This window comes from Aliinostoc sp. HNIBRCY26, from assembly GCF_050235535.1.
Taxonomy (GTDB): domain Bacteria; phylum Cyanobacteriota; class Cyanobacteriia; order Cyanobacteriales; family Nostocaceae; genus Trichormus.
In genome coordinates this window covers 3,558,174-3,585,170 of record NZ_CP189852.1, presented here as the reverse complement: position 1 = coordinate 3,585,170, position 26,997 = coordinate 3,558,174, and the positions used below count along the sequence as shown (strand labels likewise).

22 protein-coding genes are annotated in these 26,997 nt (G+C 41.5%); 10 read left to right on the top strand and 12 right to left on the bottom strand.

What is annotated here, in order from left to right; translation table 11 throughout:
• Nucleotides 1–67: 67 nt before the first annotated feature.
• A complete protein-coding gene (locus tag ACQFX9_RS15340) occupies nt 68–721 on the top strand; it encodes an HAD-IA family hydrolase (RefSeq protein WP_427156785.1) in 654 nt (217 codons plus the stop codon).
• A gap of 77 nt (nt 722–798) precedes the next feature.
• Here the strand turns inward: ACQFX9_RS15340 and ACQFX9_RS15335 are convergent, their stop codons facing one another.
• Nucleotides 799–1,875 (bottom strand): hybrid sensor histidine kinase/response regulator, encoded by a 1,077-nt coding sequence (locus tag ACQFX9_RS15335; RefSeq protein WP_427156784.1) that lies wholly within the window; start codon nt 1,873–1,875, stop codon nt 799–801.
• Between the two features lie 14 nt (nt 1,876–1,889).
• Nucleotides 1,890–6,422, bottom strand: coding sequence for a PAS domain S-box protein (locus tag ACQFX9_RS15330; RefSeq protein ID WP_427156783.1), 4,533 nt, complete (start codon nt 6,420–6,422; stop codon nt 1,890–1,892).
• 133 nt (nt 6,423–6,555) lie between these two features.
• Here ACQFX9_RS15330 and ACQFX9_RS15325 point away from each other — a divergent pair, with 133 nt between their 5' ends.
• On the top strand, nt 6,556–6,942 hold the full coding sequence (locus ACQFX9_RS15325; RefSeq protein ID WP_427156782.1) for a hypothetical protein: 387 nt from the start codon (nt 6,556–6,558) through the stop codon (nt 6,940–6,942).
• 113 nt (nt 6,943–7,055) lie between these two features.
• A complete protein-coding gene (locus ACQFX9_RS15320) occupies nt 7,056–7,403 on the top strand; it encodes a hypothetical protein (RefSeq protein WP_427156781.1) in 348 nt (115 codons plus the stop codon).
• Between the two features lie 143 nt (nt 7,404–7,546).
• On the opposite strand, the gene ACQFX9_RS15315 is transcribed toward ACQFX9_RS15320, so the two are convergent.
• Both ACQFX9_RS15315 and queG read right to left on the bottom strand, forming a co-directional pair.
• On the bottom strand, nt 7,547–8,182 hold the full coding sequence (locus ACQFX9_RS15315) for an HAD-IA family hydrolase (RefSeq protein ID WP_427156780.1): 636 nt from the start codon (nt 8,180–8,182) through the stop codon (nt 7,547–7,549).
• On the bottom strand, nt 8,157–9,131 hold the full coding sequence (queG, locus tag ACQFX9_RS15310) for a tRNA epoxyqueuosine(34) reductase QueG (protein ID WP_427156779.1): 975 nt from the start codon (nt 9,129–9,131) through the stop codon (nt 8,157–8,159). The genes ACQFX9_RS15315 and queG overlap by 26 nt, the downstream gene beginning before the upstream one ends.
• Before the next feature lie 216 nt (nt 9,132–9,347).
• Between queG and ACQFX9_RS15305 the strand changes: the two genes are divergently transcribed.
• Both ACQFX9_RS15305 and ACQFX9_RS15300 read left to right on the top strand, forming a co-directional pair.
• On the top strand, nt 9,348–9,848 hold the full coding sequence (locus ACQFX9_RS15305; protein WP_427156777.1) for an orange carotenoid protein N-terminal domain-containing protein: 501 nt from the start codon (nt 9,348–9,350) through the stop codon (nt 9,846–9,848).
• A gap of 231 nt (nt 9,849–10,079) precedes the next feature.
• Complete coding sequence (locus ACQFX9_RS15300) at nt 10,080–10,493, top strand: nuclear transport factor 2 family protein (RefSeq protein ID WP_427156776.1); 414 nt, start codon at nt 10,080–10,082, stop codon at nt 10,491–10,493.
• A 6-nt stretch (nt 10,494–10,499) separates the two neighbouring features.
• On the opposite strand, the gene ACQFX9_RS15295 is transcribed toward ACQFX9_RS15300, so the two are convergent.
• From ACQFX9_RS15295 to ACQFX9_RS15265, 7 genes are all read right to left on the bottom strand, one after another.
• Nucleotides 10,500–10,937, bottom strand: coding sequence for a hypothetical protein (locus ACQFX9_RS15295; RefSeq protein ID WP_427156775.1), 438 nt, complete (start codon nt 10,935–10,937; stop codon nt 10,500–10,502).
• 720 nt (nt 10,938–11,657) lie between these two features.
• Nucleotides 11,658–14,597 (bottom strand): response regulator, encoded by a 2,940-nt coding sequence (locus ACQFX9_RS15290; RefSeq protein ID WP_427156774.1) that lies wholly within the window; start codon nt 14,595–14,597, stop codon nt 11,658–11,660.
• Nucleotides 14,594–15,073, bottom strand: a complete 480-nt coding sequence (locus ACQFX9_RS15285) for a response regulator (protein ID WP_427156773.1) — start codon at nt 15,071–15,073, stop codon at nt 14,594–14,596. The genes ACQFX9_RS15290 and ACQFX9_RS15285 overlap by 4 nt, the downstream gene beginning before the upstream one ends.
• Nucleotides 15,070–17,322, bottom strand: coding sequence for an ATP-binding protein (locus tag ACQFX9_RS15280; RefSeq protein ID WP_427156772.1), 2,253 nt, complete (start codon nt 17,320–17,322; stop codon nt 15,070–15,072). Before ACQFX9_RS15280 ends, ACQFX9_RS15285 begins: the two co-directional genes overlap by 4 nt.
• 281 nt (nt 17,323–17,603) lie before the next feature.
• A complete protein-coding gene (locus ACQFX9_RS15275) occupies nt 17,604–18,938 on the bottom strand; it encodes an IS701 family transposase (protein WP_427156771.1) in 1,335 nt (444 codons plus the stop codon).
• A 74-nt stretch (nt 18,939–19,012) separates the two neighbouring features.
• A complete protein-coding gene (locus ACQFX9_RS15270) occupies nt 19,013–19,582 on the bottom strand; it encodes an IS630 family transposase (RefSeq protein WP_427156769.1) in 570 nt (189 codons plus the stop codon).
• The gene (locus tag ACQFX9_RS15265; RefSeq protein WP_427156768.1) at nt 19,576–20,073 is read right to left on the bottom strand and encodes a helix-turn-helix domain-containing protein; all 498 of its coding nucleotides are present in this window, start codon (nt 20,071–20,073) and stop codon (nt 19,576–19,578) included. The genes ACQFX9_RS15270 and ACQFX9_RS15265 overlap by 7 nt, the downstream gene beginning before the upstream one ends.
• A 359-nt stretch (nt 20,074–20,432) precedes the next feature.
• Here ACQFX9_RS15265 and ACQFX9_RS15260 point away from each other — a divergent pair, with 359 nt between their 5' ends.
• A complete protein-coding gene (locus ACQFX9_RS15260; RefSeq protein WP_427162771.1) occupies nt 20,433–21,212 on the top strand; it encodes a Uma2 family endonuclease in 780 nt (259 codons plus the stop codon).
• An 80-nt stretch (nt 21,213–21,292) separates the two neighbouring features.
• A complete protein-coding gene (locus ACQFX9_RS15255; RefSeq protein WP_427162770.1) occupies nt 21,293–22,177 on the top strand; it encodes an SDH family Clp fold serine proteinase in 885 nt (294 codons plus the stop codon).
• A gap of 12 nt (nt 22,178–22,189) precedes the next feature.
• Here the strand turns inward: ACQFX9_RS15255 and ACQFX9_RS15250 are convergent, their stop codons facing one another.
• Nucleotides 22,190–22,978 carry a peptidoglycan-binding domain-containing protein gene (locus ACQFX9_RS15250; protein WP_427162769.1) on the bottom strand — a complete coding sequence of 263 codons (789 nt, stop codon included), beginning with the start codon at nt 22,976–22,978 and terminating at the stop codon, nt 22,190–22,192.
• A gap of 370 nt (nt 22,979–23,348) precedes the next feature.
• On the opposite strand from ACQFX9_RS15250, the gene ACQFX9_RS15245 reads away from it, so the two are divergent.
• The 3 genes from ACQFX9_RS15245 (at nt 23,349) to nusA (ending at nt 26,949) form a co-directional block, all read left to right on the top strand.
• Nucleotides 23,349–24,740 carry a hypothetical protein gene (locus ACQFX9_RS15245; RefSeq protein ID WP_427162768.1) on the top strand — a complete coding sequence of 464 codons (1,392 nt, stop codon included), beginning with the start codon at nt 23,349–23,351 and terminating at the stop codon, nt 24,738–24,740.
• Nucleotides 24,741–25,012: 272 nt separating this feature from the next.
• Nucleotides 25,013–25,474, top strand: coding sequence for a ribosome maturation factor RimP (gene rimP / locus ACQFX9_RS15240; RefSeq protein WP_427162767.1), 462 nt, complete (start codon nt 25,013–25,015; stop codon nt 25,472–25,474).
• Nucleotides 25,475–25,653: 179 nt separating this feature from the next.
• Nucleotides 25,654–26,949 (top strand): transcription termination factor NusA, encoded by a 1,296-nt coding sequence (gene nusA, locus ACQFX9_RS15235; RefSeq protein WP_427162766.1) that lies wholly within the window; start codon nt 25,654–25,656, stop codon nt 26,947–26,949.
• Nucleotides 26,950–26,997 lie beyond the last annotated feature (48 nt).

Below are 26,997 nucleotides of genomic sequence, written 5' to 3'. Positions count from 1 at the left end.
GTTGACTATTGACTATTGACTCAGCAATTGCTCCTAATCAAATTAAAATCTATTGTTAGCAAGTTTAATGGAAAGACCCAAAGTTATTTTTTTAGATGCGGTGGGTACACTGTTTGGTGTTAAAGGCAGCGTCGGTAAAATTTATAGTCAGTTGGCACTAGAATTTGGTGTGGAGGCTTCCCCAGAAGTTTTAGATCAAGCCTTTGTGCAGAGTTTTAAAGCTTCACCACCACCAATCTTTCCTGACACGGAATTAGAAGATATTCCCCAAAAAGAATTTGAATGGTGGCGGGCGATCGCGGTAAGAACTTTTGAAAGTGCTGGTATTATCAATCAATTTGCTGACTTTTCTAGTTTTTTTAGCGAACTGTACATTCACTTTGGTACAGCCGAACCCTGGTTTGTCTACCCTGATGTTGTGCAATCCCTGAGTAACTGGAAACATTTGGGAATTGAATTAGGCGTGTTGTCTAACTTTGATTCTCGGATTTATTCAGTCTTACAAGCGTTAGATTTGAGTCACTTTTTCCAGTCTGTGACGATTTCCACTCAAGTAGGCGCAGCCAAACCCCATTTCAAAATTTTTGTGGCTGCATTAGAAAAACATGATTGTTCCCCTGCATTAGCGTGGCATATTGGCGACAGTATTGTAGAAGATTATCAAGGAGCAAAAGCGGCTGGGTTAAGAGGGATTTGGATTAATCGGGAAAAAAGTCATTAGTCATTAGTCATTAGTCAGCACTCATCACTCAGCACTCATCACTCAGCACTCAACACTCATCACTCAGCACTCATCACTCACCCTGGTAAAAAAACCGTAAATACTGACCCCCTGGGTTGATTGTTTTTGACTGTGATTGTACCGCCGTGGGCTTCAATGGCCATTTTGCAAAATGCTAATCCTAAACCTAATTGAGACACTTCTGGCATGAGTGTTCCCACTTCGTATTTTTCAAAGATAATCTGTTTAGCTTCGTCGCTGATTCCTACACCAGAATCAGCAATCTGAATCATGACGCTTTCTGGTCTACAATCATTAGTCTGTAAGATAACTTGAGAGTTTTTCGGAGAAAATTTGACGGCGTTGGATAATAGGTTATCTATGACTCTACGAAATATCAACGCATCTAAATTCAGATGAATATGGGGTTGGGGAAAGTTGCTAATCAATTGGAGATTTTTTTGAGTGGCGATCGCTTCAAAACTATTTAATGCTGATAAACATAAACTCACTAAATCAACATTAGTATAATTTAGTACCATCTTTCCAGACTCTAGTTTCGCCATGATCATTAAGTCATCAATCAAGGCTTGCAGTTGTTGTACGGAATTGACAATCTGCTCAACTTTGGTTTTCTGTCTCTCTGGGGGAAAATTCGGTAACTTGAGAATTTCGGTAGCTAGTAAAATCGAGGTCAGGGGATTACGCATATCATGCAGGATCATCTTCACCATGTCTTCTCGAAGATTTAGCAATGCTTGTAAGTCGTCATGCTGACGCTTGATGCGTAGCATAGAGTTGACCCTGGCACGCAACTCCAGACCATTGACTGGTTTACTGATAAAGTCATCTGCACCTGCGTCCATACATCTGACCATATCTTCCTTTGCGGTCAAGGCTGTCACCATAATGATGGGAATATACTGCCATTGGGTATGGGATTTGATGTGTTTACAGACTTCGATCCCGTCTACATCGGGCATCATCACATCTAATAAAATCACATCTGGTTGTATAATTTTGAGGCGTTCTATAACTCGTTGACCACTAGCAGCATAGTTTAATTCATAACCCTCGTTAAAAAGTAGGGCTTCAATTACGTCAAAGTTATCTGGTTCATCATCAATAACTAAAATAGAAGGCTGATTGTCCATTTAATAATACGTGTTCACTTTGATAGCAAGTTTTGGATTATACCTGTAAGCTCCCGCAGTTTCACTGGTTTGTTTACATAATCATTTGCCCCTGCTTCGAGGCATTTTTCGCGATCGCCTGGCATAGCTAAAGCTGTTAATGCAATTATGGGAACATCGACTAATTTCTGATATTGACGAATGCGGCGGATAGCTTCTAAACCATTGATTTCTGGCATTTGAATATCCATCAAGATCAAACTGGGATTTTGAGATACAGCCAAATCAACGGCAGTTTGTCCGTTGGTTGCTAAGAGCAGCCTGTAACCTCTACTTTCAAGATAGCTAGAAATTGTTTCAGTGTTGGATTGATTGTCTTCTGCTAAAAGAATTAGTGGTGATTTTGAGGCTAATGATTTAGGATTTGATAGGCTCTCTAAGCCTAATTGTACATCTGCTTTAGCTGTGGGCAAAGTTAATTTTTGGTCTAAGTAAGGTAAACGCACCGTAAAACAACTACCTTTACCTACTTCACTACTGACGGTTATGTATCCACCGTGTAGTTCTGCGATTTGACGCACTAAAGCTAGCCCTAATCCAGTACCCGTATACTGACGATTCAGACGACTGTCAATCTGCACAAAGGATTGGAAGAGTTTATCCATATCTTCTGAAGCAATCCCAATACCTGTATCAATGACTGAAAAGCTTACCCAGTCTGCGTTTTGCTTTCTCTCGATGCCAACAACACTATTCCCATTCAGGGAATTTTGGATTCTGCTTTCTTCAATTCTTTCTCGCCTGACAGCTAAAATCACAGAACCGCCTGCGGGGGTAAATTTCACTGCATTATTGAGTAGATTAATTAAAACCTGTCGGATGCGGCGTTCATCGACAGCAATATTCCTGATGGTATTTTGAATATTGAGTTTGAGTTGAATTTGCTTTTGATGTGCTAGTTGTTTTACGAAGGTCAGACTAGACTCACATAAATAACAAACGGACACAGGAGTAATTTGCAGTTCTAGTTTGCCTGCTTCGATTTTGGCTAAATCCAGAATATCATTAATTAATTCTAGTAAGTGTTTACCACTACGTTCGATAGTCAATACAGCACGTTTTTGTTTATCAGTAATTTCTCCAAATACTCCTTCTAGCAACCCTTCCGACATTCCCAAAATGGCGTTTAGGGGTGTGCGGAGTTCATGACTCATACTGGCGAGGAATTCGTCTTTGTGGCGAGTGGCGCGGGCTAATTCTGTGTTGACACCAAGGAGTTGTTCATTGAGCATAGACAAGGCTACTTCTGCACGTTTGCGATCGCTCAATTCAATTTGCACTTGTTGATAGAGGTCGGCTTGCTGAATCGCTACAGATAGCTGGCTAGCAATTTGTTGGAGTAAGTTAGCCTCATCGGATTGCCATTGACGCTTGGTTGAACAGGAGTGAACACTGATCAATCCCCAAACTCTGGGAGAGTTATTTTCCACTTGCTGGACAATAGGAGCAACAATTTTGGATTTGACTTGTGTTTGTTCCATGAATTCCGCAAGAAAATCACCCCAATCATCATGCTGAGGATCTTTGACGATACGGACGTTACCATCACGGTAAAATTCATAACACTCTGGTGAAAAACATTCATTTTCCCACAACATACTTTCAATGATGGGATATTCTGGCACAACCGATTCTTCTAGAACTACCCCTGACCCATCGTTCATGAGGCGAAAAATTAAGGCGCGGTCAGCTTGAAAGGTTTGTCTGACTTCATTAACTGCGGCTTTGAGAATGACTTGCAAATCTAGGGATTGACGAATATGTTGCGTAATGCTTCTAAGTAGTCGTTCGCGCTGTGCTTGTTTTTGGAAGATTTCTTCGGCTTGTTTGCGGTCGCTAATATCCTGAACTGCACCAATTAAATATTGTGGTTCTTCAGCTAGCGATCGCACCAGGGAGACCGTCAAATATACCCAAATACTATGTCCTTGTTTGTGAAGATAGCGTTTTTCGACGGCGTAGGTAGCAATTTCTCTCGCTAACAGACTCTGCATATACTGTTTATCCACACTCAGGTCATCAGGATGGGTAAATTGCTTGTAGCTGATTCCCAACAATTCTACTTCTGTATAACCTGTAATTTCACAGAATTTTTGATTAATTCTGGTTAAATTACCCTGAATATCGGCTTCTACCATCCCTACATTTGCTTGCTCAAAGGTGGCGCGGAAGCGGGCTTCACTATTTTGCAGTGCGGCTGTGCGCTGAGTGATTTTGACTTCTAGTTGTTCATTGAGTTTTTCTAAGGCGGTTGTGGCGCGTTGGCGGGCTAATTCGGCGGCAGCGCGGGCTGCAAATACTTGTAATGTGGTTTTGATGCGTTCTGGTTCTTCAAGGGGGCGTGTATCGAGAATACAGAGGTTGCCAATCACAACACCATCATTATCCCGTAGGGCAATGCCTAAGTAACTTTCGGCTTGCATTGCGGCTAGATATGGATCATCAGGAAATTCTTGGGTGATCTGGTTGGGGCAGTAATATATCCCTTCAGTTAGTGACTTTTCACAGGGGGTAGAGGCGATGCTGTAACTCATGGAGGGTTGCAATTCCCCATAAACACAAGACCCCAACGCCTGGAGGCGATCGCCAATGAGTTCTAAGACGAATACATAAGGTACATTCAATGCCTCGGCAGTATACCGCACTAAGGCGGGAAAAAACTCTGAACCTGTGACCGTAGCTGTACCTTCTACGAGGGTGCGTAAGGATTCTTCTGCGCGTTTGCGGGCAGTGAAGTCGGCAGCAGTGCCAATTAACCGATAAATTCGTCCACTTTCCTCTGTTAATGGTTTGAGGGTGACTAATAACCAATAGCTACAATTCGTGTGATGGTTAGTAAAGTACCCCTCAAAGGAAAAAGGTTCTCCGGTGGCGACGCAAGCATCATACTTTTGACAGAGTGATTGTCCGATGGCTTCTCCAAACAGTTCTTTCGGTGTTTTACCCTGTGCTTCTACTCCCGGAACACCACAAAAACGTTCAGCTACCGGATTCCACCCTCCGTAACGGTACTCTCCTTGGGGATCAATATCTACTGTGAAAATGGCTTGTTCTACATATTTATAGACAGCCCGCAAAAAACTTTCACTTTTTTCGAGAGCGATGACTGCACGCTGACGTTCAATGGCAATACCAGCTAGGTAAGCGGCTAGAGTGATGGTTTCTATATCGGCTGGTTGGGGTGTTTTGACTTGGTGATAGTACACAGCAAATGTCCCCAATGCCTGACCATTGCTGGCGATAATGGGTGCAGACCAACAAGCGCGTAATCCATTATTCAAGGCTATATCCCGAAAATCTTGCCACAGAGGATCATTGGCAATGTCTGAGACAATTACTAGCTGTCGGCGATAGGCCGCAGTCCCACAAGAACCAATACCATCGCCAATGACTACGCCTTCAGTCAATTTAATATAATCATCTGGCAAATTCAGCGATGCTTGATGACGCAAGCGATTTTCTTCATCTATTAACAAAATCCGAAATAAAGCCCCATCGAATTGTTCTGTAAGACTAGCTATCAGGATATTTAAGACATCTGCTAACGGTTCGCCTCTGGCAATGCGGGCTAGCAGACTATTGTGCATTTCTAATTGTTTTTCTATACGTCTATATTCACTGATATCTGTTAATTTACCAACGTAGCCAGTGAAATTATCTGTGCTGTCGGTTCCCCTTGTCGCTTTTGCTAAGACCCAAGTGACTTTACCATTTGGTGTTCGTAATCGACATTCTGTTGCAAAGGGTTGTTGATGGGCAACACTACTGCACCATTCCCGCAGGACGCGATCGCGATCTTCAGGATGCAAAGCCTGTAACCAGTTTGTTCCCAATACATCTTGCAACCGCAACCCCGTCATTTGTTCCCATTTAGGATTCACATACTGATAATTCCCCTGAAAATCGATCAGAAATATCCCATCAGGGGAATTTTCCGCCAGCATGGAGTAACGACAGGTACTTTCACAGGCTGCGGTTGTGTAGGTGCCTTGATATCCTGTGATTTGACTGTTAGTACCAAAATTAGTGCGATCGCGAAGATACAAACCATGCAGTAGGTGATCACTTGTCAGTAACCCAACTAGTTGATTGCAATCATCAACTATCGGTAAATAACGCAGGTTATGCTGACTAAATAGTTTTAGTGGCACAGTAAAATTACTTAATTCAGAATGCTTCAGGGTGATTACAGGCTGAGTCATCACTTCTACCATCTTCATCTGAGTAAGGTTACACCCTTGTATATGTCTACGGATGATATCTTGCTCTGTCCAGATACCCATAATTTGGTTATCTTCCATGACCAGTACACAACTAGTTGGTGGTGTTTTGACCCCAGATTTAGCTGTATCTAAAGTTGATGACGAACAGCCTGTGGTGAGCTTATCCATCAAACTTAAGGCTTCAACGACTGGTGTTTGGGGAGTAACCACTAAAGGCTGACAAATCAGCTTTGTCAAGAGGGTAGCTTGATCATCTTCAGCCACAGCACTTTGTTGGGTATTCATTAGCATAACCGCTTTTTTATATACATAAAATTTAGCAACGATTAAGTATTTTCATGTAAGTTTTTTCTATGTTTATGGTTGACAATTCATATAGTAATTGATACCAAAGCATTTCTGAAGGCAAGGTTAGTTTATGAATATCAGAGCGATCGCCCTAGCAACTATTTTAGGCATTTCTGCACCAGCCATCATTGATGTAGCAGTAAATCATCAAGCTGTGGCGGCTTCATTTGATTATCCAGTAGGAGAGTTTGTTGATAACGACTGGAGTGTAACTTTATCTTTGCAAGGTAATGTTTATTACTACTATGGGCAGAATCGTCGTAATGGGTCTAGTATTAGCCTTGGTGGAGCGAGAGTTTCTGGTAATCAACAACGCCAAGTTTATACGTGGAATAATAATGGCACAAGGTATCAAATTGCTTGGCGACCCAATGATCCTTACTTTATCCGTGTGCAAGTCATTGGTCGTAACGGTCGAGTGATTTTAAATCGCTTACTCCAAGCCCAACCAAATTAATTTTATCTATCCTTTAATAGAGGTCAAAATATTTCTCTAGGGTGCTAAAAGTTCACTAAATCAGTTGTTACAATCACCGCAACCATTTAAAAGTTACTCAACCGGTGTTAGTTATGGCTGATGAAGTGAAACCAAATCCTAGTGAAGCTACTACCCATGATGCACAATTATTAGCTGAAAGTATAGATAGTGGTGAAGTGAAAGCCCCGAAGGTTAATTTTGATGCTGATTATGCAGCCGCACAGCAATTGAGTGAAGGTGTGGATGTGGAAGCAGTTAATACACCAGAAGATAAAACACCTCAACCTGAAGCCACAAAACCTGAAGCTCAACCTACAGGAAATCCTGAAGACTACTTAGAATTAGCTAAGGAAGTCGGTGCTTCCAAAAATGAAGCCGTCACTCAAGTTAGTGATGATTTAGTACAAAAGGCTATAGATATGGGTCAAGCAAAAAAATAGTTATTAGTCAATAGTCAATAGTCAATAGTCAATAGTCATGGCTATTGACTAAACCCTTTCCTAGTCCCCAATCCCCAGCGAAGCACTGAGCTTGTCGAAGTGTCCCCAGTCCCCAATCCCCAATCCCCAATCCCTTAAAATAATTAACAACCTTGGACAACTGAGAGCAATTCACTAGGGTGATGAATGATATAGTCTGGGTTTTGTTTGGCGAGAACTTCGGGAGAATTAAATCCCCAAGTCACTGCAATAACTTTAATATTGGCTTTTTTTGATGCTTCGATATCTCTGGTTTCATCACCTACATAAATTACTGCTTGAGGCTGGAGTTGTTTCTGCTTAAGAACGTTATTAATAATAGTAGTCTTACCAAAAATTGTTACGCCTGAATAGATAAAGTCAAATACACTATCTAATTCATGTATTTTGAGGAATGCGGTGACGTTATCTTGAGAATTAGATGTAATAATTCCCAACTGATGACCATGTGCTTTAAGTTCTCCTAAAGATTGTTTAATGCCAGGAATTGGACGCAATTCCTGGATTTTGCTTTTTAATTCAAATTTGACTTTCTTGACAAGAAAAGGAATTTTAAACAGGGAAATTCCTGAATATTTAATAATTTCTCTGGATGATAAATTTCTGAGGAGGGTTAATTGTTCTGGTGTAATTTGGACATAGCCAAATTCCACTGCTAAACGGTTGGCAATACTGACGAGTGCATCTACTGTGTCGGCAATCGTGCCATCAAAATCAAAGATAATTGCTTTCTGTGTCATTATGTTGTCTGGATGCGTCAAGATTAGCACGAGCATTCCGTCTTAACATTTCTGGCTTAATCCGCCGCAACGCTGATGCCGGAAATCTTTTTTCCCACTCCTCATTAGAGATTTGCGCTAATTCTATCAGCTGAGGAGCAATATTTTCAGGATACGGCTGAAAATCAGCCACGTCCGTAACTTTTGCAAATCGTTGATTCCAAGGACAAACATCTTGGCAAATATCGCACCCCGCTACCCAACCTTGCATCCGAGTGGCGATCGCCTCTGGTAATTTTTCTGCTCTGTTCTCTATGGTATGGTACGCTATACAGCGATTAGCATCCACTACAAAGGGTTGGGTGATTGCTCCAGTGGGACAGGCTTCTAAACAACGGGTACAACTACCACAATGTTCTGTGTGGGGGCGATCGCTTTCTAGTTCCAAATTTGTCAGCACTTCACCTAAGAATACCCAAGAACCATACTCTCTAGTAATCACATTGCCATTTTTAGCAATCCAGCCAATTCCAGCCTGTTGCGCCCAAACTTTATCTTGAATGGGGCCGGTATCTGCATAGTAGCGGGCTTGAATACTAGGATCTAGTGATTGCAACCAGGTACTTAAGGCTTTGAGTTTTTTCTGCATCACTTTGTGATAGTCCCTCCCCCAGCCATAACGGGAGATTTTGGCGTACTCTTCACCTTGGGGACGTTGGTGTGGGGTGTAGTAATTGAGTGCGACACAAATCAGCGATCGCGCTTGTGGCATCACTAATTTTACATCCTGGCGTTTTGGGTTATTCATCCAAGCCATGTCCGCGTGATAACCCATGCTTATCCAAGCTTGCAACCTTTCGGCTTCTGTATTGTTACGCTTGTTTGCAGTAGTAATGCCAACTTTGTGAAAACCTAGCTCTATAGCTTTCTCTTTTACCAAACTGCTGGTAACTACGGAACAGTAGTCCATTTCTCTAACCAAAATTTGCCAAAATCGTGGCTTATCGATTATACCTAAGCTAGTCAAGACTTGGGTTCAATATTTCTTACTCACTGCATTTGTAAATTTTATTTGCGTTTTGTAAAAAAATGATGCAATATGTGAATCAAGAGGTAAAGCCACCAGAGTGATGCGAGCCTCCCACTGAATCGCAATGTACTTCAACCCATCAACTGTGGTGCAATTATGACATTCACTTCTGATTCCGCTTCAACTCGTTTTACTAACATCCAGGCTGATGCTGTGGGTTCTGCTAATGCTGTATTTCAAAGCCTCAGCGTAGATGACCAGTTAGCCGTTCTGTGGTACGCCTATACTGAAATGGGACGTTCCATCACACCAGCTGCTACAGGTGCAGCGCGCTTACAGTTAGCGGAAGGTTTGTTAAATCAAGTCAAGCAAATGAATCATGCACAACAATTGCAATTCATGCGTGACTTAGTTGCTCGGAAAAATACTCAACTTACCCGTTCTTACGGTATTCTGACTACCAACACCAAGCTAGCTTTTTGGTACGAACTTTCGGAATTGATGGTGAAAGGTGTTGTAGTACCTGTTACCGCAGACTATAAAATCTCCCGCGATGCTTCCCAAGTATTAGAATCATTAAAACAATTAGACTTTGGTCAGCAAATTACAGTGTTGCGTAAAGTAGTGGCTGATATGGGCGTTGACCCCTTAGCATAGTAGATTTCTGAGTATAAATCCAGTAAATTCCAGTCTCTGAACATCAGGCATCTTTTAATCTATATCTTCCCAATCTCAATGTCAAAGCAGTTTTTGTTCCCAGACTATAGCTTGGGAACAAATCTTTCTTGAGTCAGATTTATTCGCTACGAAATTAACGCCAATAGCAGCTTGTTTTATATTTGAATGTTGATTCTAATAGTTTTTAGCTAATTTTATAAAGGTGGTTTTATGAAAGTCGCTGAATATTCAGCCAGTCAAATTCCTGGAATTAAAGAAACTACGATTCTTGAGTATTTTAAAAATTTAAATGCACGTAACTTTACCGCAACAGCCGCTTTATTTACTCCTCAAGGTGTGATGAATCCACCCTTTGAATCTGCTATTGTAGGGCGAGATGCGATCGCCAGATATCTGCGAAAAGAAGCTCAAGATGTCAAAGCCGAACCCCAGCAAGGAATTTCCGCCACTTTGAAGGACGGTTATACACAAGTACAAGTGACAGGTAAAGCTCACACCTTTTGGTGTAGTGTCAATGTCATGTGGTTATTTACTCTCAACCCACAACAGCAAATCACTGACACTCAAATTAAACTTCTCGCCTCACCCCAAGAATTAGTAGCTATGCGTCCTCCAGAAAAATAGCCGCAATTAAGACGCAGCCAGAGTTGCTGCTAGGGAACGCATCAATAATTTTCTGCCTAACTCTACATCTGATGGCGCACATTGCCAATCTGGGTGTGCTGTCATCAACAGACTATCGAGAGTTTCTTGATCAAATAAATGCCAAACGGGAGAGCCGTTAACTTCTGCTGCTAGGGCGTAGCAATTCATACCTACACAATGGATTGTACAACTGGCAGCAGCTCTTGTGAAGTTCATTTTCTCTCCTGGTTGGAGAGCGCGAAACTGAGACATGATTTGCTTCAACTCACCAACAGAAGCAGCCACTAACCCAGGTAAAGCTACGGTTAGGTTCTTATTTCCATTCACTGCTAGCCAGTAATGGCGGCTGGGATCAATCCCTTCTAACCAAGGTAATTCATCATCAAGACGGTAGCGTGGTGATAAGCAAAATAAGGCTGCCATAGGTGCAATCATGTTTTGAGAGAATTTCTTGTGCTTTCACGTTGCGATCGCGGCAACTGTGATACTAGCTTTACTAATTCTCAGTATTCGATAACAAATACCTATAAATCAAATAAATTTTGCAAAAGTTATTAAAGCAATTAATATTTCTCAACAAAACCCTGGGGATGTTGATCGTGAAGAGGCAGGGGAGCAGGGAGAAAGGGGGAAATTCGCTGTTACCCGCCAACAGGGATTAAAGCACCATTATTTATGCTCGAAAGTAAAAATACTTATTTCAAGGCGCATCAGCGCGTTCGCGCAGCGTCTCGGAGAGAGAAATAATACGTCCTGATTTCAAGTCCCTACATTTATGTATGTAACCTGAGTTCGGGTTAAGCAGATGGAGGTAAAAGCCATTCAAGATTCAGCCCTGGCTTTTTAGGCTGATGACAATAAGCAATCAGTCCGCACAAGACATTAACGGGACTTAGACAAAAAATCGCCAGAAAAAACACTTAAATGTATATGCAGAGAGACTTTGACATCATTTCGCTTAGTTTTTTGATATATCTGGGTTTCAAGCATTTTTGAGCCTTTGGTCTATTTTGCTTGTACTGTAAGGGTTTGAGTCTTGTTTCTGCCTTAAAAAGGTTTAAGTCCCGATAAATGCTCATTAATCAAATCTAATAAATTTCTGAGCTTTATAGGCTTGGGTAGATATGCTGTCGCACCTGCTTCTCAACAGCGTTCTTGATCACCAGGCATGGCTAAAGCTGTCAGTGCAATGATGGGGATAGCTTGACTTTGAATCTCAGCACGGATTTGACGAGTTGCTTCTAATCCATCCATATCTGGCATTTGGATGTCCATTAAAATCAGATTGGGCTGATATTGTTTTGCCATTTGCACCGCTTCTTGTCCATTGCGCGCCAAAATAATCTGAAAGTTGTGTCCTTCCAGGTAACTCATGATTGTGACAATATTTGCTTCATTGTCTTCGGCTAACAGAATTCTGGGTTTTTGTGATAACTCCATAGCTGCAATTACGAGAGCAGTTTGTAAGTTTGGCGGTTGCACATTGGCAAAAATCTGCCTTAATACCTGATAAAACTTTTGTCGCGAGAGGGGTTTTAAAATATGTTCGGCAGCACCCAACTCTAAACTGCGTGATCGCTTATCAACTACGGAAATAACAATCACAGGTATATGATAAGTCTCAGCATGGGTTTTTAACTTGGTTAACACTTCCCATCCCGAACAATCAGGCAACAATAGATCCAGAACGATTAAATCTGGCTTGACTCGTAAGGCAACTTGTAATGCACCTTCTCCTAATGGATGAATGACGCTAGTTGCCCCCATTTCAGCTAAGTAATGTTTAATTTGACTAGCAGCAGCAGTAGAATCTTCTACTACCAAGGCTTGTTGCACCACAACATCTTGTACTGCTGTTTGAAGCACTAAAGGTAAGTCATCATACTCTTGCAAGGGATGCCAAGGTAATATGACGCTAAAGCAACTTCCTTTACCTAACTCACTCTCAACTCGGATACTACCGCCGTGTAGATCGACAATGCGCCGGACTAAAGATAATCCTAATCCTGTACCTGGATAGCGTCTGGATAGGGAACTATCTAACTGTACAAATGGCTGAAACAACTTACTCATATCTGCCTCAGCAATACCGATTCCAGTATCAATTACCTGAAATTCCACAGTTTGTTCGGGCAAGTGCATTTTCACTTCCAGCCTAACGCTACCACCGTCGAGGGTGAATTTCACAGCATTTGCTAGTAAGTTAACTAAAACTTGGAGTAAGCGGCGTTCATCGGCTCCAATTTCTGTAATATTGTCGTCAATTTGGCATCTGAGTTGTATTTGTTTGTTTTGCGCCTGTTGCTTAACAAAATTCAGACTAGATTCACAAAGTGGCGGAATTGATATAGAAGCTAGTTCTAGCTCCATCTTGCCCGATTCAATTTTGGAGAGGTCTAAAATATCGTTAATTAACTCTAGTAGGTGTGTGCCACTCTTTTCTATTGTCTGTAAAAACTGGCGTTGTCGCTCGGTTAAGCTACCAAATACCTCTTCTAAAAGTATTTCTGACATTCCCAAAATTGAGTTCAATGGCGTTCGCAACTCATGACTCATATTTGTCAAAAATTCGTCTTTAAGACGAGCTGCTCTCGCTAATTCTGCATTAGCTAAACTGATGCGCTCACTGCTTCGCCGCAACTGTTCTTCAGCACGTTTCCGCTCGGTAATATCATTGTTGATTTCTAATATCTTGATGGGGTTACCTTCTTGATCGCGCTGTAATACCCAGCGACTAGCAACAATAATAGGTCTGCCATCACGACTTACATGAATGAGTTCGCCTTCCCAGTAACCTTGGCTTAATAATTCCGCTTCTATATCAGCAAGGGATTGCGGAAATTGAGTTTGCAACAGTTCATGGGACATCTGCCCATATACCTCAGTTCCACTCCAGCCATACATTTCTTCTGCACCTTTGTTCCAGAAGGTAATTGTGCCATCAAGAGTACGGGTGATGATGGTGTCATGGGCGAGGTCTAACAGCTGTGCCTGTTCTTCTAAAATTTTCTGGGTGCGCTCTCGCTCTAATAGTTCCTGTTGCAATTGGGCATTAACAGTTTCCAATGCCACAGTGCGCTCGGTAACTCTTTGCTCTAAAGATTCGTTTGCTTGTTTTAATAAGGCTTCGGCGCGTTTGCGCTCGCCAATTTCATGCTGTGCTTGCTGATATAATTCTGCTTGGCGCAGGGCAATACCTAAATGCGTTGCCAATTGTTTGAGCAAATCAATTTTTATGGGCTGCCACTGTCGCGGTGCTTGGCATTGATGTACAATCAGCATCCCCCATAAATTTTGATCTTGCAGAATGGGCACGACTAGGTTTGCTCGTACTTCTAACTTTGCCAGTAGCTCAACATGGCAGAGATCAATGCTGCCATTATAGATATCTGCTTTGACAGTTACTAATCCTTGGCGAAAGGGGACAATATAGTTCTCGTTTAAGCAGGGGTCGTAGTGAGAGGTGGATAGCAGGGGAGTCCAGCCTTCGCCTACCGATTCTGTAGTGACGATTCCCGTACCATCTGGCTGTAAGCGAAAAATCAGGACGCGATCGCTGTTGAGAAACTGCCGAACTTGGGTGACAGTGGTTTGCAGAATTTCCTCTAAATTGAGGGTTTCATGGATTTTTTGGGTAATTTCTGCAACTAACCGTTCTCTCTCAATCCTCTGTTGCAGTTCGTTGCGTAATCTTACTTTAGCGATCGCTGATTTGAGTGCTAATTGTAGCCTTTGTGGGGTAATCTGTTCTTTGACTAAATAATCTTGCGCCCCTGCTTTCATTGCTTGTACTGCGATCGCTTCACTACCCTGCCCAGTTACAACAATTACAGGTAAGCACGGCTCTTGAGTTGAGGAGCTTAATCTAGCAATGAATTCTAATCCATCAATATCTGGCAAGCGGTAGTCTATTAACACAGCATCCGGTTGGTTTTGCTGCCATAACTCTAAACCTTCCTGCGCTAAAGTTGCTTCGAGGATGCTGTAAGAGTAATTTTTATCTGTTTGCAAACACCGTCGGTAGAGTTCTCTGTCTTCTGGGGAATCATCAACAATTAAGACAGTACACTGTTGCTCGCTCATGAGGAATTTTTGGGGTAATTAGGCAGAGTGGTCAAGTCAAACCAATAATCTACGAGCATTTGCACATCTAGCTTCAGTTGGGCAAAGTTAATCGGCTTCACAATGTAGCTATTAACGCCATATTTGTAACAATCCTCAATATCTTTAGGATTATTAGAAGTAGTAAAAACAACGACAGGAATGGTTTTTAAATTACCATCCTGTTTTATGCGACGCAAGACTTCCCGCCCATCAGTCCCCGGTAGGTTGAGGTCTAGTAAAATCATGCCGGGACGCGGGGCAGTTTCAGGGTTGGTATACTTACCAGTGCGGTAGAGAAATGCCAATGCTTGATCGCCATTTACACAGCGATGAATGGGTACGAAGAATCGGGAACACTTGATGAATCGGTCTATGGTTTCAAAGTCTTCATTGCTGTCTTCGACAATTAGCATTAGGGGAGTTTGCCTAGCAGCAACCTGGGAAGCTTCGGTCATATAATCGGCTCTGCTCCTAAAGTGAAGTAAAAGGTACTACCTTCATTAAGCGTGGATTCTACCCAAATTTTACCGCCGAGCCGTTCTACAATTTTGCGGGCAATTGTTAACCCTGCTCCATTACCGCCACCATATTCATCCCGTCCATGTAACCGCCGGAAAATCTGAAAAATCTTTTCTTCATGTTCTGGAGGAATGCCAATGCCGTTGTCACGTACATAAAATGTATAAAAGCTAGTTGCCTGTTCCCTAGTCCCTTGGAGAAAACCGATTTCTACCCATCTTTGTGGTTTATCGTTGTACTTAATAGCGTTGCTGATCAGGTTGGTAAATAGCTCATTTACCTGAGCGCGATCGCACTCGATTGTGGGTAGGGGTTGGGGAATGCGAAAATCAATTTGGTTTTGGGGTCGAGATATGGTGAGAGTAGCGATCGCTTGCTGCACCAAATCGTTTAAATTCACCTGTTGCCAGATCAGTTCGGTTCGTCCCAAGCGTGAGAAGTGCAGCAGGGAATTAATTAAATCTTCCATGCGTTGGGTGAGCTTGACTAGGGTTTGCAGTTTGGCAACACCATCTTCGGTCAAAGTCTCAGCATAATCTTCCATTAAAAAGTTAGCGTAGTTGTGAATGCCCCGTAATGGTTCCTTGAGGTCGTGGGAAGCAACATAAGCAAAAGAATCTAATTCTTCGTTACTGCGCTGAAGTTCAATGTTCATTGATGCGAGTTCATCTGCTTGTCGCAACACTACACCCACAATCAAGCTGCTTAATTCGGCAACGGCGGCAATTTCGCAAGCTTTCCACGGTAAAGCGCAACCTCTGACTGTCTCTTGCCACAATGCAAAAGATTTGCGCGGTGATAACCGCAAACCGCCATCCTCTTGAACCTCTACGGGTTTATGCGGATTACCACCCCAATTCACAGTTTGAATTACTTCTGGGCGAAACCAAAGCAGATAAATTGGGTGAACTTTGGAAATTTCTAAAGCTAAAACGCCACTAGCAACTGCTTTAAATGACTCAGCTGCTGGATAAATTTGAGCAAGCGATCGCGTGTGAAACAAATTGTGTTGGAGTTGCGGTTTAATCCAATCCAACAGGGCATAGATTTCTGCTTCCCCAGGAGTTTCACCAATGCGAATACAATTATCTTCGCTGCAAATTACTGCTCCGGTTGCACTTACCAGATCCAGCAATTGCGAATCCATTTGTGCAATCCCATCCACAAAATACTCAGCTTGCGACAGAGATTCCACAAATTGAGTTTGTAAGGACTTCAAATGTATCTTGTATTCTTGATCAACGCTGGCTTCTTTATTTGCCAGTTCTAACGACATCACCTGTCCAATAAACTCGCAAGCTGCACGTAGGTTATAAGGAATATACTTAGTTGCAGAATCATGGCAAGCAATCAATCCCCAGAGTTTTTGGTCTTGCACTAGGGATATGGACATAGAAGCAACTACGCCCATATTTTGTAGATATTCCAGATGAATTGGAGAAACACTACGTAAAACCGAGAGACTGAGATTTAGTGGTAGGTTAGTTAGGGGATTTTCTGCTGGGATTAACTCCACAGGCTGATAATTGGCATTAGGAATAATTCTGAGCCAGTTAAGGGTGTAGAGTTGTCGCGCCTGTTTGGGAATATCACTGGGTGGGTAACGTAAGTTGAGATAAGGTGGTTCTTGGTTTGTATCCTCAGCAATCACAATCCCAGTTTCATCTTCATCAAATCGATAGACCATAACGCGCTCAAATCCAGTAATTTTTCGCACTTCGCTGACTACCACTTGACACATCTGTTCCATTGTGGACGCTTTCTGGATTTTGGTAATTGTTCCTTTTACCTGCTGATAAAAATCAAAAAAGTCTCTTTTGCCCTTCAACTTTTTTGGTTCTAATTCCAACAGTGCCACCCCATCTAACTGATGTACAATCCCATCAAATCGCAGCGATTTATTTTGACCCTTGAAGGAGAGGTTGATTGGATTGAGACTTTCAAAGTCGCCATTTAAACATTTTTGGATAGTATCAACTTGTTTAGCAGCGCATAATTGTGATAGCGGCTTACCTAACAAATCTTGGGGTTGGTGGCCAAGTAATTGCTCTGTATTATTGCTCACCTGAACAATCTCTAAATTGGAGAGATTAATAGCTAGCAGCACCCCATGCGGCTGAATCAATCCCGGAATGTGAATCGGTTCGCGATCGCAGTTGGTTAAATCCACCGTCTGAACCGTCATACCTTCCCAAACTCCTTGTGACAATCGTCTGGATTCTCCCGTAAAAAATATTAATCAAGAAGCAGCACTAGCTGTAAATAATACCTAGCACTATAAAAATTATCTGTCATTCGGTAGAGAATATACATTACGGAGTGTAAATATTAATTCCACCACCTACCGAGGTATGATGAACGTTATTGGAAAGCTACATTATCGGCTATTTGTACTGGGTTTATATAGGATTAAATTCTTTTAATCCCTCTTTTGTTACTTTAGGAAAAGAAAAATTGACAAGAGATTCAACTAGCAACAGAGAAACTGACTGGAGAAGCGCGAAAATCATTCATAAAGTCGATTAATTTCAAAAAGCAACGCTTCATACCAGGAATGTTAAATACTGTGAGCCAAGGTTGAATCAAACAGTAAAAAATATAGGGTTGAATGAGCAATCTAAGATTATTTAAAGCACTCTTCCATGTTATACCAGATTCCCAATTAGGATGTTGACTATATTGATAAATATTAAAGTCTATTGATGAAGGTGATTCTGAACTAGATGTTGATTGAGTTTGGGCATAAAGTTGAAAATAAGTAGCCTGAATGCTAACTAAAAGGTAAGCACTAAAAATGATTTCCCACCAGCGTTCAATACTTTCATAATCAGTCAGACGAAAATCAGCCCAACCCAGTTCATTTTTAACTTCTTTAAAACCATATTCAATCCAGTTTCTTAAACTATAAAGTTGCGCGACATTCAGTGACAAATCAGTTGATAAATTAGTCATGATGTACCAACTTTCATCTCCAGTGGGGTCGGGTGTATTAACTTTACTGATTTGGTAATATCTGATGCGGCGACGTTGACCAAAAATAATTTCTCTCAGGTAACGAGTTTCTAATTGACGATGTGAAAGCTTTTGCTCATAAGCTTTCCAACGATTATAACGTTTTCGGCTTCCTGGGGGCATTAACACTCCATGATTGGAGCGAATTGCTACGATAAACTCTAGTTCTAATTTTTCTAAACATCTAATTACATCTCCACTCTCACCATATAAACTATCTGCTAACACTAATTTAATTTTGAAACCCCATTCTTTCAACTCTTGAATAATCTCTACCGCTATTTGGGGTTTGCTCTTATATTTATCCCCTTCTTTTAAGCGATTTTTCGGTTTAAATATTTGGAATATTAAAGGATAAGTGATTCCATCTACTACACCATAAGCATTTACGGATACTATTCCATTCTCTGTTTTACCTAAGTTTCCAATATATTGCCTAGTCACATAATCTGTTGATTTTCCCTTTTTTTGATCTCCGGTTTCGTCAATACATAAAATTATTTCTCTTTCTCCAATAAACATTTTTGTTAACCATAGCCTTATTTCTCTTAATTTTTTGATATCCCACAGTGCATCTCTCAGGAAATGATGTAGTGTTTGGCTATCTTTTAGCCCCACTGTTTTAGCTATTTCTGGCAGAGTTTTTCTCTTAATTTCTGAAAGTATGCCCAAATGTAAGAATTTGAATGCTTCAAAATGCCTCACATCCTCAAATACTGAATAATAGTGCTGGCAATAGTTATCTATGAATGCCACTGTGCTTACTGGCTGTCTACGCGCTGTAACCATTCCTCTTACTTGCTTTGTCTGCTTTCTTCCTGATTATACTTTCCCCGTAGTAACAAAAGAGGGTTAATACCAATTTAATATGAAGCTGCATATAAAAGAGCTTCTAAAATAAAGTCATAAGAAGACACAGACATGACTTGTTCAAAAGTTAATTGGTCAAATAGCTGCTGAATGCGCTCACGTAAATCTTGTAAAGAAGAGAAAAGTACATTTTTGAGAGATTTTTTGAGAAATTGCCAAAGCCTCTCGATGGGATTAAGTTCGGGAGAATGAGATGGTTGTAGTAGAGGAATAATATTGTCTGGCCAACGAATCGTAGAACTAGTATGGGCAGGAGCTTGATCAATCTGTAAAATGGCGTAATCGGAGCCTAATTGTTCAGATAGCCAGTCTAAAAACTGCTGAAAATAGTCGCCATTGAGTTTGGGGTATTCATGCTGGAAATGCTTTCCAGTCAACGGTTCAATTGCACCATAAATCCAAAAATTTTCCCGCAGCCATTTCACCTCAACAGTAGGTTTAACTCCTCTAGCTGTAATTACTTTGCCTGTGAGGGTTTTGAGTCCCACTCTCGTTTCATCTTGACACAGGTAGCGCACAGTTTTACCTGGTGCTAGCAGTTGTTCGAGACTAACTATCAGCACACCGAGTTTTTTTTAAATTCGGCTCTGAGTTTTTCGTCCTGCTGATAGCTTTGGGGTCGTGGTACTTTGAGTTTCGCTCCTAAACGATATCTCACCCAGTTAAAGACTGTTCCATACTCGATATCCAATCCATGTTTGAGTTTCAACCACTCGACTATTGCTCCGTAACTGCTAAATCCTTCTCCTATTTCCAACTCTTGCTTTAATGAAGCGATCGCCTCTTCAGTAATTTTTCGTTTTGCCCCTGCTGCTTTCTTTACTGCTAATAACTCAGACAATCCACCCCCTCTATACCTCTGTAACCATCTCGTCACCGTCGAAGTATCTCTGTCCAAGCGTTTTCCAATTTCTTGCTGCTCCTTTACCTGCCCACTCTTGAGCCACCACAACATCTGTAGCTTTTCTTTCTGGCTACCTTCACTGGCTGTTTGCAGGCGTTTTTTGAGTTCTTCTTCGCTCTCCACGATTTCTATCTTAAACGGGCGGCTCATAGGTCTGAGGACTTATCACATTTACCTCCCCCTATTATATGCAACTTCATATTAAATTGGTATTAACCCTCTTTTGTTACCTTCGGCAGAGAATAATCTGAAACCCCTATCTTTAACCCTTTTTTCAACAAGGGGATTTAAATGACAAAATAAGGATGCGATCGCACAATTCATTATTTTGTTTAGCGTTCAAAGTAGGGACAGTATTTTTCTCTCCCCGTAGTAACAAAAGAGGGATTAAGTTCTAAATTTATGATAATTACCAGACCACTTTATGCAATGGAGAATTGAATAATAACAATAATTTAATAGATATCAACCAACAAGAACTCAGGTTAAATATTTACACTGTTCCATTTATGACTAAATTTTCTAAGTATATTCCCCAGTCTGATCCACCGCTTCCGGCGTGGGAAACCCTGCCCACAATGTATGATTTACCAAGCGATAACCCAGAGGAGCCAGGTTTGCCAGACGACTTTCACTTTTTACAACCGATACTTTTATACTTAACCTTTCAACCCATTAACTGGAATCCCGAATTAGTTTATTGTGCAGCTGACCTCAATCTTTACTACGACGTTGAGCATCCCTTATGGTACAAACGCCCTGATTGGTTTGGTGTAGTGGGAGTAGCAAAACTCTACAAAGGTGAGGATTTGCGTTTAAGTTATGTGACTTGGCAAGAACCAGCAAATCCCTTTGTCGTCGTGGAGTTATTATCCCCAGGTACAGAAGACGAAGATTTAGGTAATCTTCCCACAGTGAAAGATAAACCTCCTAGCAAATGGGAAGTTTACGAACAAATTCTGCGAGTTCCTTACTATATCGTGTTTAGTCGCTATACCAATGAACTCAGAGCATTTCAGTTAGTCGGTGGTCATTATGAAGCGATAAATTTAACTGAAGGACGTATACTCATGCCAGAGTTGGGCTTAAGTTTAGGTATCTGGCCAGGAGTATTCCGAGGTATTAATAGGTTATGGTTACGTTGGTTCACCTTAAACGGTGAATTAATACCTGAACCTACTGAGGAAGCTATTACAGCTAAACAGGAAGCAGAACAAGCCAAAAGAAAAGCCGAAATTCTGGCGGAACACCTACGACAACTAGGAATAAATCCTGATGAGTTGGTTTAATGCGAGATTAACCTGTAGATAGAAAAGAGTTAGCCAGAAATTTGTCAAAATTATGACTAAACTTCAATTCTGAACTAACTATGGGCTTTGGTATTGGTGACTTATTCTGGATTTTTCTTCTTCTCTCTTCCTTACAACCCATCTGGCAAAAACGCCAAATCGAATACCGCCGTTTCCGCGCCCTGCAAGAATTTCAACAAGGACGCAAAAGCAGAGTCATCTTACTCATACACCGTCAAGAGTCTATCAGTTTATTAGGTATTCCCCTATCCCGCTACATTACCATTGAAGACTCAGAACAAATCCTGCGGGCTATTCGCCTCACACCCCCAGATGTGGGTATCGACTTAATTTTACATACTCCAGGCGGTTTGGTACTCGCTACCGAACAAATTGCTAGAGCCTTAATTCGTCACCCTGCTAAAGTAACTGTCTTCGTACCCCACTATGCCATGAGTGGTGGCACAATGTTAGCCCTAGCTGCTGATGAAATTGTCATGGATGCTAACGCCGTCTTAGGGCCTGTTGATCCCCAACTCGGTAACTACCCAGCCGCCAGCATTCTCAAGGTTATTCAAGATAAACCCATCAGTGAAATTGACGACCAAACCTTAATCATGGCAGACCTAGCAAACAAAGCTATTCAGCAAGTACAACGCTTTGTGCGGACTCTATTAAAAGATAATATCCCCAAACAAAAAGTTAAGCCTGAAGATATTGAACCCATCATTGAAGCTTTAACTACGGGACGCGTTACCCACGACTATCCTATCACCGTAGAAGAAGCCACAGAAATGGGGCTGCCCGTTACCGTCGGACTGCCCCGTTCCATATACGAACTGATGGATTTATACCCACAACCACAAGGCGGTAGACCTACAGTGCAGTATATCCCCATGCCTTATGATGACCGTCGCCCAATTTTGCCTACACCCAAAGGTAGACCAATGGAAGAACAAAATTAGATTTCCTGATGATTAGGGTGTAGTTGTTGGTGTAGCAGTTGGTGTCGGGGTTGCGGTAGCAGTCGGTTTTGGTGTGGGTGTCGGCTTGGTTGTGGGGGTTGCAGTTGGTTTAGTAGTTGGGGTTGCAGTTGGTTTAGTAGTTGGGGTTGCAGTTGGTTTAGTAGTTGGGGTTGCAGTTGGTTTGGTGGTGGGGGTTGCAGTTGGTTTAGTAGTTGGAGTCGCAGTTGGTTTAGTAGTTGGGGTTGCAGTTGGTTTAGTAGTTGGGGTTGCAGTTGGTTTAGTAGTTGGAGTCGCAGTTGGAGTAGGTGTTGGCTTACTACCTGGCTGATTAATAATGTTTTTCGCCTCTTGATCTAACTTTTGGCGCAGTGCCAAATTAGCAATCCCAGTTTCTTGCAACTGATTTTTTTTCTGATATTCTTTGACTAACTCTTCTGTACGGGAACTGTAAAATTGGTCACGAGGAAGAGGATTTTTAGGCTTCAGAACAGCGTTCAAATTCCCATGTAGAACCTGCATAATGGTGGCAGCAAAATCTTGGGTTTGTGGTCCTGCTATACCATCGACAGTTAACTTATATCCTTTTTGGAATTCACTGATTGCTTTTTTAGTTTCCGCATCAGTGAGGGGGCCGTTTGTGACTTTGACGTTGTAACCTAATCCCTGTAATACAGCACGAAATTCTTGGGGTGTATAGTTACGTTGGCGGGCGGCAAAGGTTGTATTTGAAATTACAACACTAGCAGTAATTAAACAAGTAGCACCGATAATCATGCTTGATTTTCCAAACCCACACCACATATTTCACACTCCTTAAGAAATTAAATGAGCATTATAAACGTTAGCAGAAAAATATTATATTTCTTTAGATTATTTTTTAATCATTCATAATTTCTGATCAACACAATTTACGTTGACAAAATTAACCCGTCATCAAAAAAACGGCAGCAGACAGTATTTAAAAGAGAATAAACTACTGTCTTCTACCGTGTAGGGATGAGTATTCTGTGTTTAATTAGAACTACTTATAGGATTCAACTCATAATAAATTCTCTATTGACTACCTTGATCATAGTTAAGTTAGAATCTTTGGTTATAGTGTATAATTTACAACTTAAAAATGTCCAGTCAAAAAACTTCTAAGAAGTCCAGCTTATATTTTGAAAGACTAATGGCAACTCTTGCCACTTTGAATCTCTGCTTAGTGTTGTTCGATTTGAGCTATGTACCTTGGCGAGCTTTCTATTTACAGAAAGTTCCCCAACTGACTAAAATTTATGATGTCATCAAAGGTATTGAACCACACCGAGAAACCAAAGAATATTTAGATACAGTCAATGCACTAGAAGCACAAGTTACTCAAACAGGGTTAGTTTCACCAGCAGCTAAAGCTAAATTAGAGGAACTGAACCGCTTAAGTAGTGAAATGATTGATACTAACCCGTTTGCAGGTGCTAACAAGACGGGTAATTTAGAAAAAATCAAAAATCGTATCCGCGATCGCATCGGTAAAGACTCAGCCAAACAGTCCTTTGCCACCTTTTGGAGTCAACAATATTTAGCCCAAAATGGTTGGCAAAAAGAAATCACATTTTTTAACCAAAAAATCCGACCATTAATTGCTACTAATTACTACCGTCAAATAGGTGAAAGTGGTGAATTTGTAGATATATTTTGGTTAGTAGATTTACCTTTTGTTTTAATATTTGGTCTAGAATTTCTGACCAGAATATTTTATATTAAACGTCGCCATCCTAGCTTTACATGGTTCAACGCGATTTTGTGGCGATGGTATGACATATTTCTCTTAATTCCCTTTTGGCGATGGCTAAGAATAATTCCGGTGATTATCCGTTTAGACCAAGCAGAAATATTAAATATTCAACCACTAAATAAACAGCTACATCAAACAGTAGTTGCTAACTTCGCCGAAGAAATCACAGAAGTAGTAGTGATTCGAGTCATCAATCAGATGAAGCTTTCCATTGAGCAAGGCGAGATGGTTCGGTGGCTCTTACAGAAAGAAAATGTCCGCCCCTACATAGACATTAATGACATCAACGAAATGGAAGCGATTGCAGGGCTTTTAATCCAAACAATTGTCTATCAAGTATTACCCAAAATCCAGCCAGAACTCAACGCCATTTTAGTTCATAACATCGAAACTGTTATGCAACAAGTTCCCCTATCTCAGAACCTAAAAAATCTTCCTGGAGTGGCAAAAATCCAAACTCAATTTAGCGAACAACTAGCAACTCAACTCACCGCCAATCTCCACAAAGCAATAGTCAATGCAGTAGAAGATCCCGTCGGCGCAAAACTCACCAATAAACTTATAGAAAGTTTCAGCCAAGCGTTAGGTACAGAAATACAACAAAAACAAGTCATCAATCAAATCCAAAGCCTATTAGTAGACTTCCTAGAAGAAGTCAAACTCAACTACGTACAGCGTTTATCCCAAGAAGACATCGAACAAATCTTAGAACAAACCAGAAAAATCAAAACCCAACCACCTATTCAGCCAGTAGTGAAACAGGGTACTCTGCCGGATACTAGGTATTAGGGACTGGGGACTGGGGATTGGGGACTGGGGAATCGGGAATCGGGAATCGGGAATGGAGACAAGGTAGACAAGGTAGGCAAGGTAGGAAATGAGAAAAACTGTTCCCTGTTCCCTATTCCCTGTTCTCTAATGACTAATGACTATTGACTATTAGAGAAATGCGCTACACTCAGATTAGAGGCGAACCAGTATTGGTTCGCTACAATACTTCTTGGAAGATATCTCTATCGCAGGAAGTGGGTTGAAGCCCACTTTTTTTATTGGTTGCACACATGGTTCATCCTCTAGTTCCACAAATTACAGATTTAGCCTTGCCAGTAGCAGAACAACTGGGATTGGAAATCGTTGGCATAGTGTTTCACACTAACCAACGTCCACCAGTCTTGCGGGTAGATATCCGTAATCCTTTGCAAGATACTGGTTTAGATGATTGTGAGAAAATGAGCCGTGCGCTAGAAGCAGCCTTAGATGTAGCGGAGATGATTCCAGATGCTTATGTTTTAGAAGTTTCTAGCCCTGGCATTTCCAGGCAATTAGTGACTGACAGGGAATTTATCTCATTTAAAGGTTTTCCTGTAATTGTCTCCACTTCTCCATCCTATGAGGGACAACAAGATTGGAACGGTCAACTAATCCGCCGCGATGAAACAAAAGTTTACTTAAATCAAAAAGGTCGTGTATTGGAAATTCCCCGCTCTCTAATTACCAGGGTACAGCTAGATGAGCAGCGATAACTAGGGATCTGGGACTAGGTATTAGGGACTAGGGACTAGGGACTGTAGAGGTTCAAAGCCGCAAGCTAGGGCTAGAGTAAAACTTTGCTCTAATCCCAATTGTCTAATGCTTAATTTTTATCCCCTCCCAGTCTCCAGTACCCAATACTCAGTCCCCCACTATATAAAGGAGATTACTTATGTCAATGGTTAGTTTACCAGGATTGAAAGATTTAATAGAAAGTATTAGTCGTGAGCGTAATTTACCCCGCCTAGCAGTACAATCAGCCATTAGAGAAGCACTTATTAAAGGTTATGAACGTTACCGCCGCGCGCAAAATCTAGAACGTCGGCAGTTTGATGAAGATTATTTTGATAACTTTGAAGTCGAACTAGATATTGATAGTGAAGGGTTTCGCGTCCTTTCCACAAAAACCATTGTGGAAGAAGTAAGTAATTCCGATCATCAAATATCCTTAGACGAAGTGCAGCAAGTAGCACCAGAAGCCCAGTTGGGAGACTCTGTAGTATTGGATGTTACCCCAGATCAAGGAGAATTTGGGCGGATGGCAGCGATGCAAACCAAGCAAGTGCTAGCCCAAAAACTGCGGGATCAACAACGCCAAATGGTGCAAGAAGAGTTCCAAGACTTAGAAAGCACCGTATTACAAGCCAGAGTTTTGCGATTTGAACGTCAGTCAGTGATCTTGGCAGTCAGCAGTACCTTTGGACAACCGGAGGTAGAAGCCGAACTACCAAAGCGGGAGCAATTACCTAACGATAACTATCGTGCCAATGCTACATTTAAGGTGTACCTCAAAAAAGTCTCCCAAGGACAACAACGTGGCCCTCAATTGCTAGTATCCCGTGCTGATGCAGGGTTAGTAGTTTATTTATTTGCCAATGAAGTTCCAGAGATTGAAGATGAAGTAGTACGGATTGTAGCTGTAGCCAGGGAAGCCAATCCCCCCTCACGATATGTAGGGCCAAGAACTAAAATAGCCGTAGATACTCTAGATCGAGACGTAGACCCAGTAGGTGCTTGTATAGGTGCTAGAGGATCACGCATTCAAGTAGTAGTCAACGAACTACGGGGTGAAAAAATAGACGTAATTCGTTGGTCTCCAGACCCCGCAACCTACATAGCGAATGCTTTGAGTCCAGCGCGAGTTGATGAAGTACGCCTCATGGACACTGAAACTCGGCAAACCCATGTACTTGTAGCTGAAGATCAACTGAGTTTAGCAATTGGTAAAGAAGGGCAGAACGTTAGATTAGCAGCCAGATTGACTGGCTGGAAAATCGACATTAAAGATAAAGCCAAATATGATCATGCAGCAGAAGATGCTAAATTTGCTGCGGCTCGCGCCCAATATACACCAGAGGAAGATGACATCGACTTAGATGATATGGAGGATGAAGAAAATCAAATAGAAGAACTAGAAGAATTAGATGATTTAGAAGATGAAGCGTTTGACACTAACGATGAAGAATGATTTAACACCGGAAATGAAGTTCTGGTAGGATTGACTTCAGTATGAGTA

Bases quoted from the DNA above. Each gene is read 5' to 3' on its own strand.
- ACQFX9_RS15340 (WP_427156785.1), top strand. From the start codon at position 68: ATGGAAAGACCCAAAGTTATTTTTTTAGATGCGGTGGGTACACTGTTT.
- ACQFX9_RS15335 (WP_427156784.1), bottom strand. From the start codon at position 1,875: ATGGACAATCAGCCTTCTATTTTAGTTATTGATGATGAACCAGATAAC.
- ACQFX9_RS15330 (WP_427156783.1), bottom strand. From the start codon at position 6,422: ATGAATACCCAACAAAGTGCTGTGGCTGAAGATGATCAAGCTACCCTC.
- ACQFX9_RS15325 (WP_427156782.1), top strand. From the start codon at position 6,556: ATGAATATCAGAGCGATCGCCCTAGCAACTATTTTAGGCATTTCTGCA.
- ACQFX9_RS15320 (WP_427156781.1), top strand. From the start codon at position 7,056: ATGGCTGATGAAGTGAAACCAAATCCTAGTGAAGCTACTACCCATGAT.
- ACQFX9_RS15315 (WP_427156780.1), bottom strand. From the start codon at position 8,182: ATGACACAGAAAGCAATTATCTTTGATTTTGATGGCACGATTGCCGAC.
- queG (WP_427156779.1), bottom strand. From the start codon at position 9,131: ATGGACTACTGTTCCGTAGTTACCAGCAGTTTGGTAAAAGAGAAAGCT.
- ACQFX9_RS15305 (WP_427156777.1), top strand. From the start codon at position 9,348: ATGACATTCACTTCTGATTCCGCTTCAACTCGTTTTACTAACATCCAG.
- ACQFX9_RS15300 (WP_427156776.1), top strand. From the start codon at position 10,080: ATGAAAGTCGCTGAATATTCAGCCAGTCAAATTCCTGGAATTAAAGAA.
- ACQFX9_RS15295 (WP_427156775.1), bottom strand. From the start codon at position 10,937: ATGGCAGCCTTATTTTGCTTATCACCACGCTACCGTCTTGATGATGAA.
- ACQFX9_RS15290 (WP_427156774.1), bottom strand. From the start codon at position 14,597: ATGAGCGAGCAACAGTGTACTGTCTTAATTGTTGATGATTCCCCAGAA.
- ACQFX9_RS15285 (WP_427156773.1), bottom strand. From the start codon at position 15,073: ATGACCGAAGCTTCCCAGGTTGCTGCTAGGCAAACTCCCCTAATGCTA.
- ACQFX9_RS15280 (WP_427156772.1), bottom strand. From the start codon at position 17,322: ATGACGGTTCAGACGGTGGATTTAACCAACTGCGATCGCGAACCGATT.
- ACQFX9_RS15275 (WP_427156771.1), bottom strand. From the start codon at position 18,938: ATGGTTACAGCGCGTAGACAGCCAGTAAGCACAGTGGCATTCATAGAT.
- ACQFX9_RS15265 (WP_427156768.1), bottom strand. From the start codon at position 20,073: ATGAGCCGCCCGTTTAAGATAGAAATCGTGGAGAGCGAAGAAGAACTC.
- ACQFX9_RS15260 (WP_427162771.1), top strand. From the start codon at position 20,433: ATGACTAAATTTTCTAAGTATATTCCCCAGTCTGATCCACCGCTTCCG.
- ACQFX9_RS15255 (WP_427162770.1), top strand. From the start codon at position 21,293: ATGGGCTTTGGTATTGGTGACTTATTCTGGATTTTTCTTCTTCTCTCT.
- ACQFX9_RS15250 (WP_427162769.1), bottom strand. From the start codon at position 22,978: ATGTGGTGTGGGTTTGGAAAATCAAGCATGATTATCGGTGCTACTTGT.
- ACQFX9_RS15245 (WP_427162768.1), top strand. From the start codon at position 23,349: ATGGCAACTCTTGCCACTTTGAATCTCTGCTTAGTGTTGTTCGATTTG.
- rimP (WP_427162767.1), top strand. From the start codon at position 25,013: ATGGTTCATCCTCTAGTTCCACAAATTACAGATTTAGCCTTGCCAGTA.
- nusA (WP_427162766.1), top strand. From the start codon at position 25,654: ATGTCAATGGTTAGTTTACCAGGATTGAAAGATTTAATAGAAAGTATT.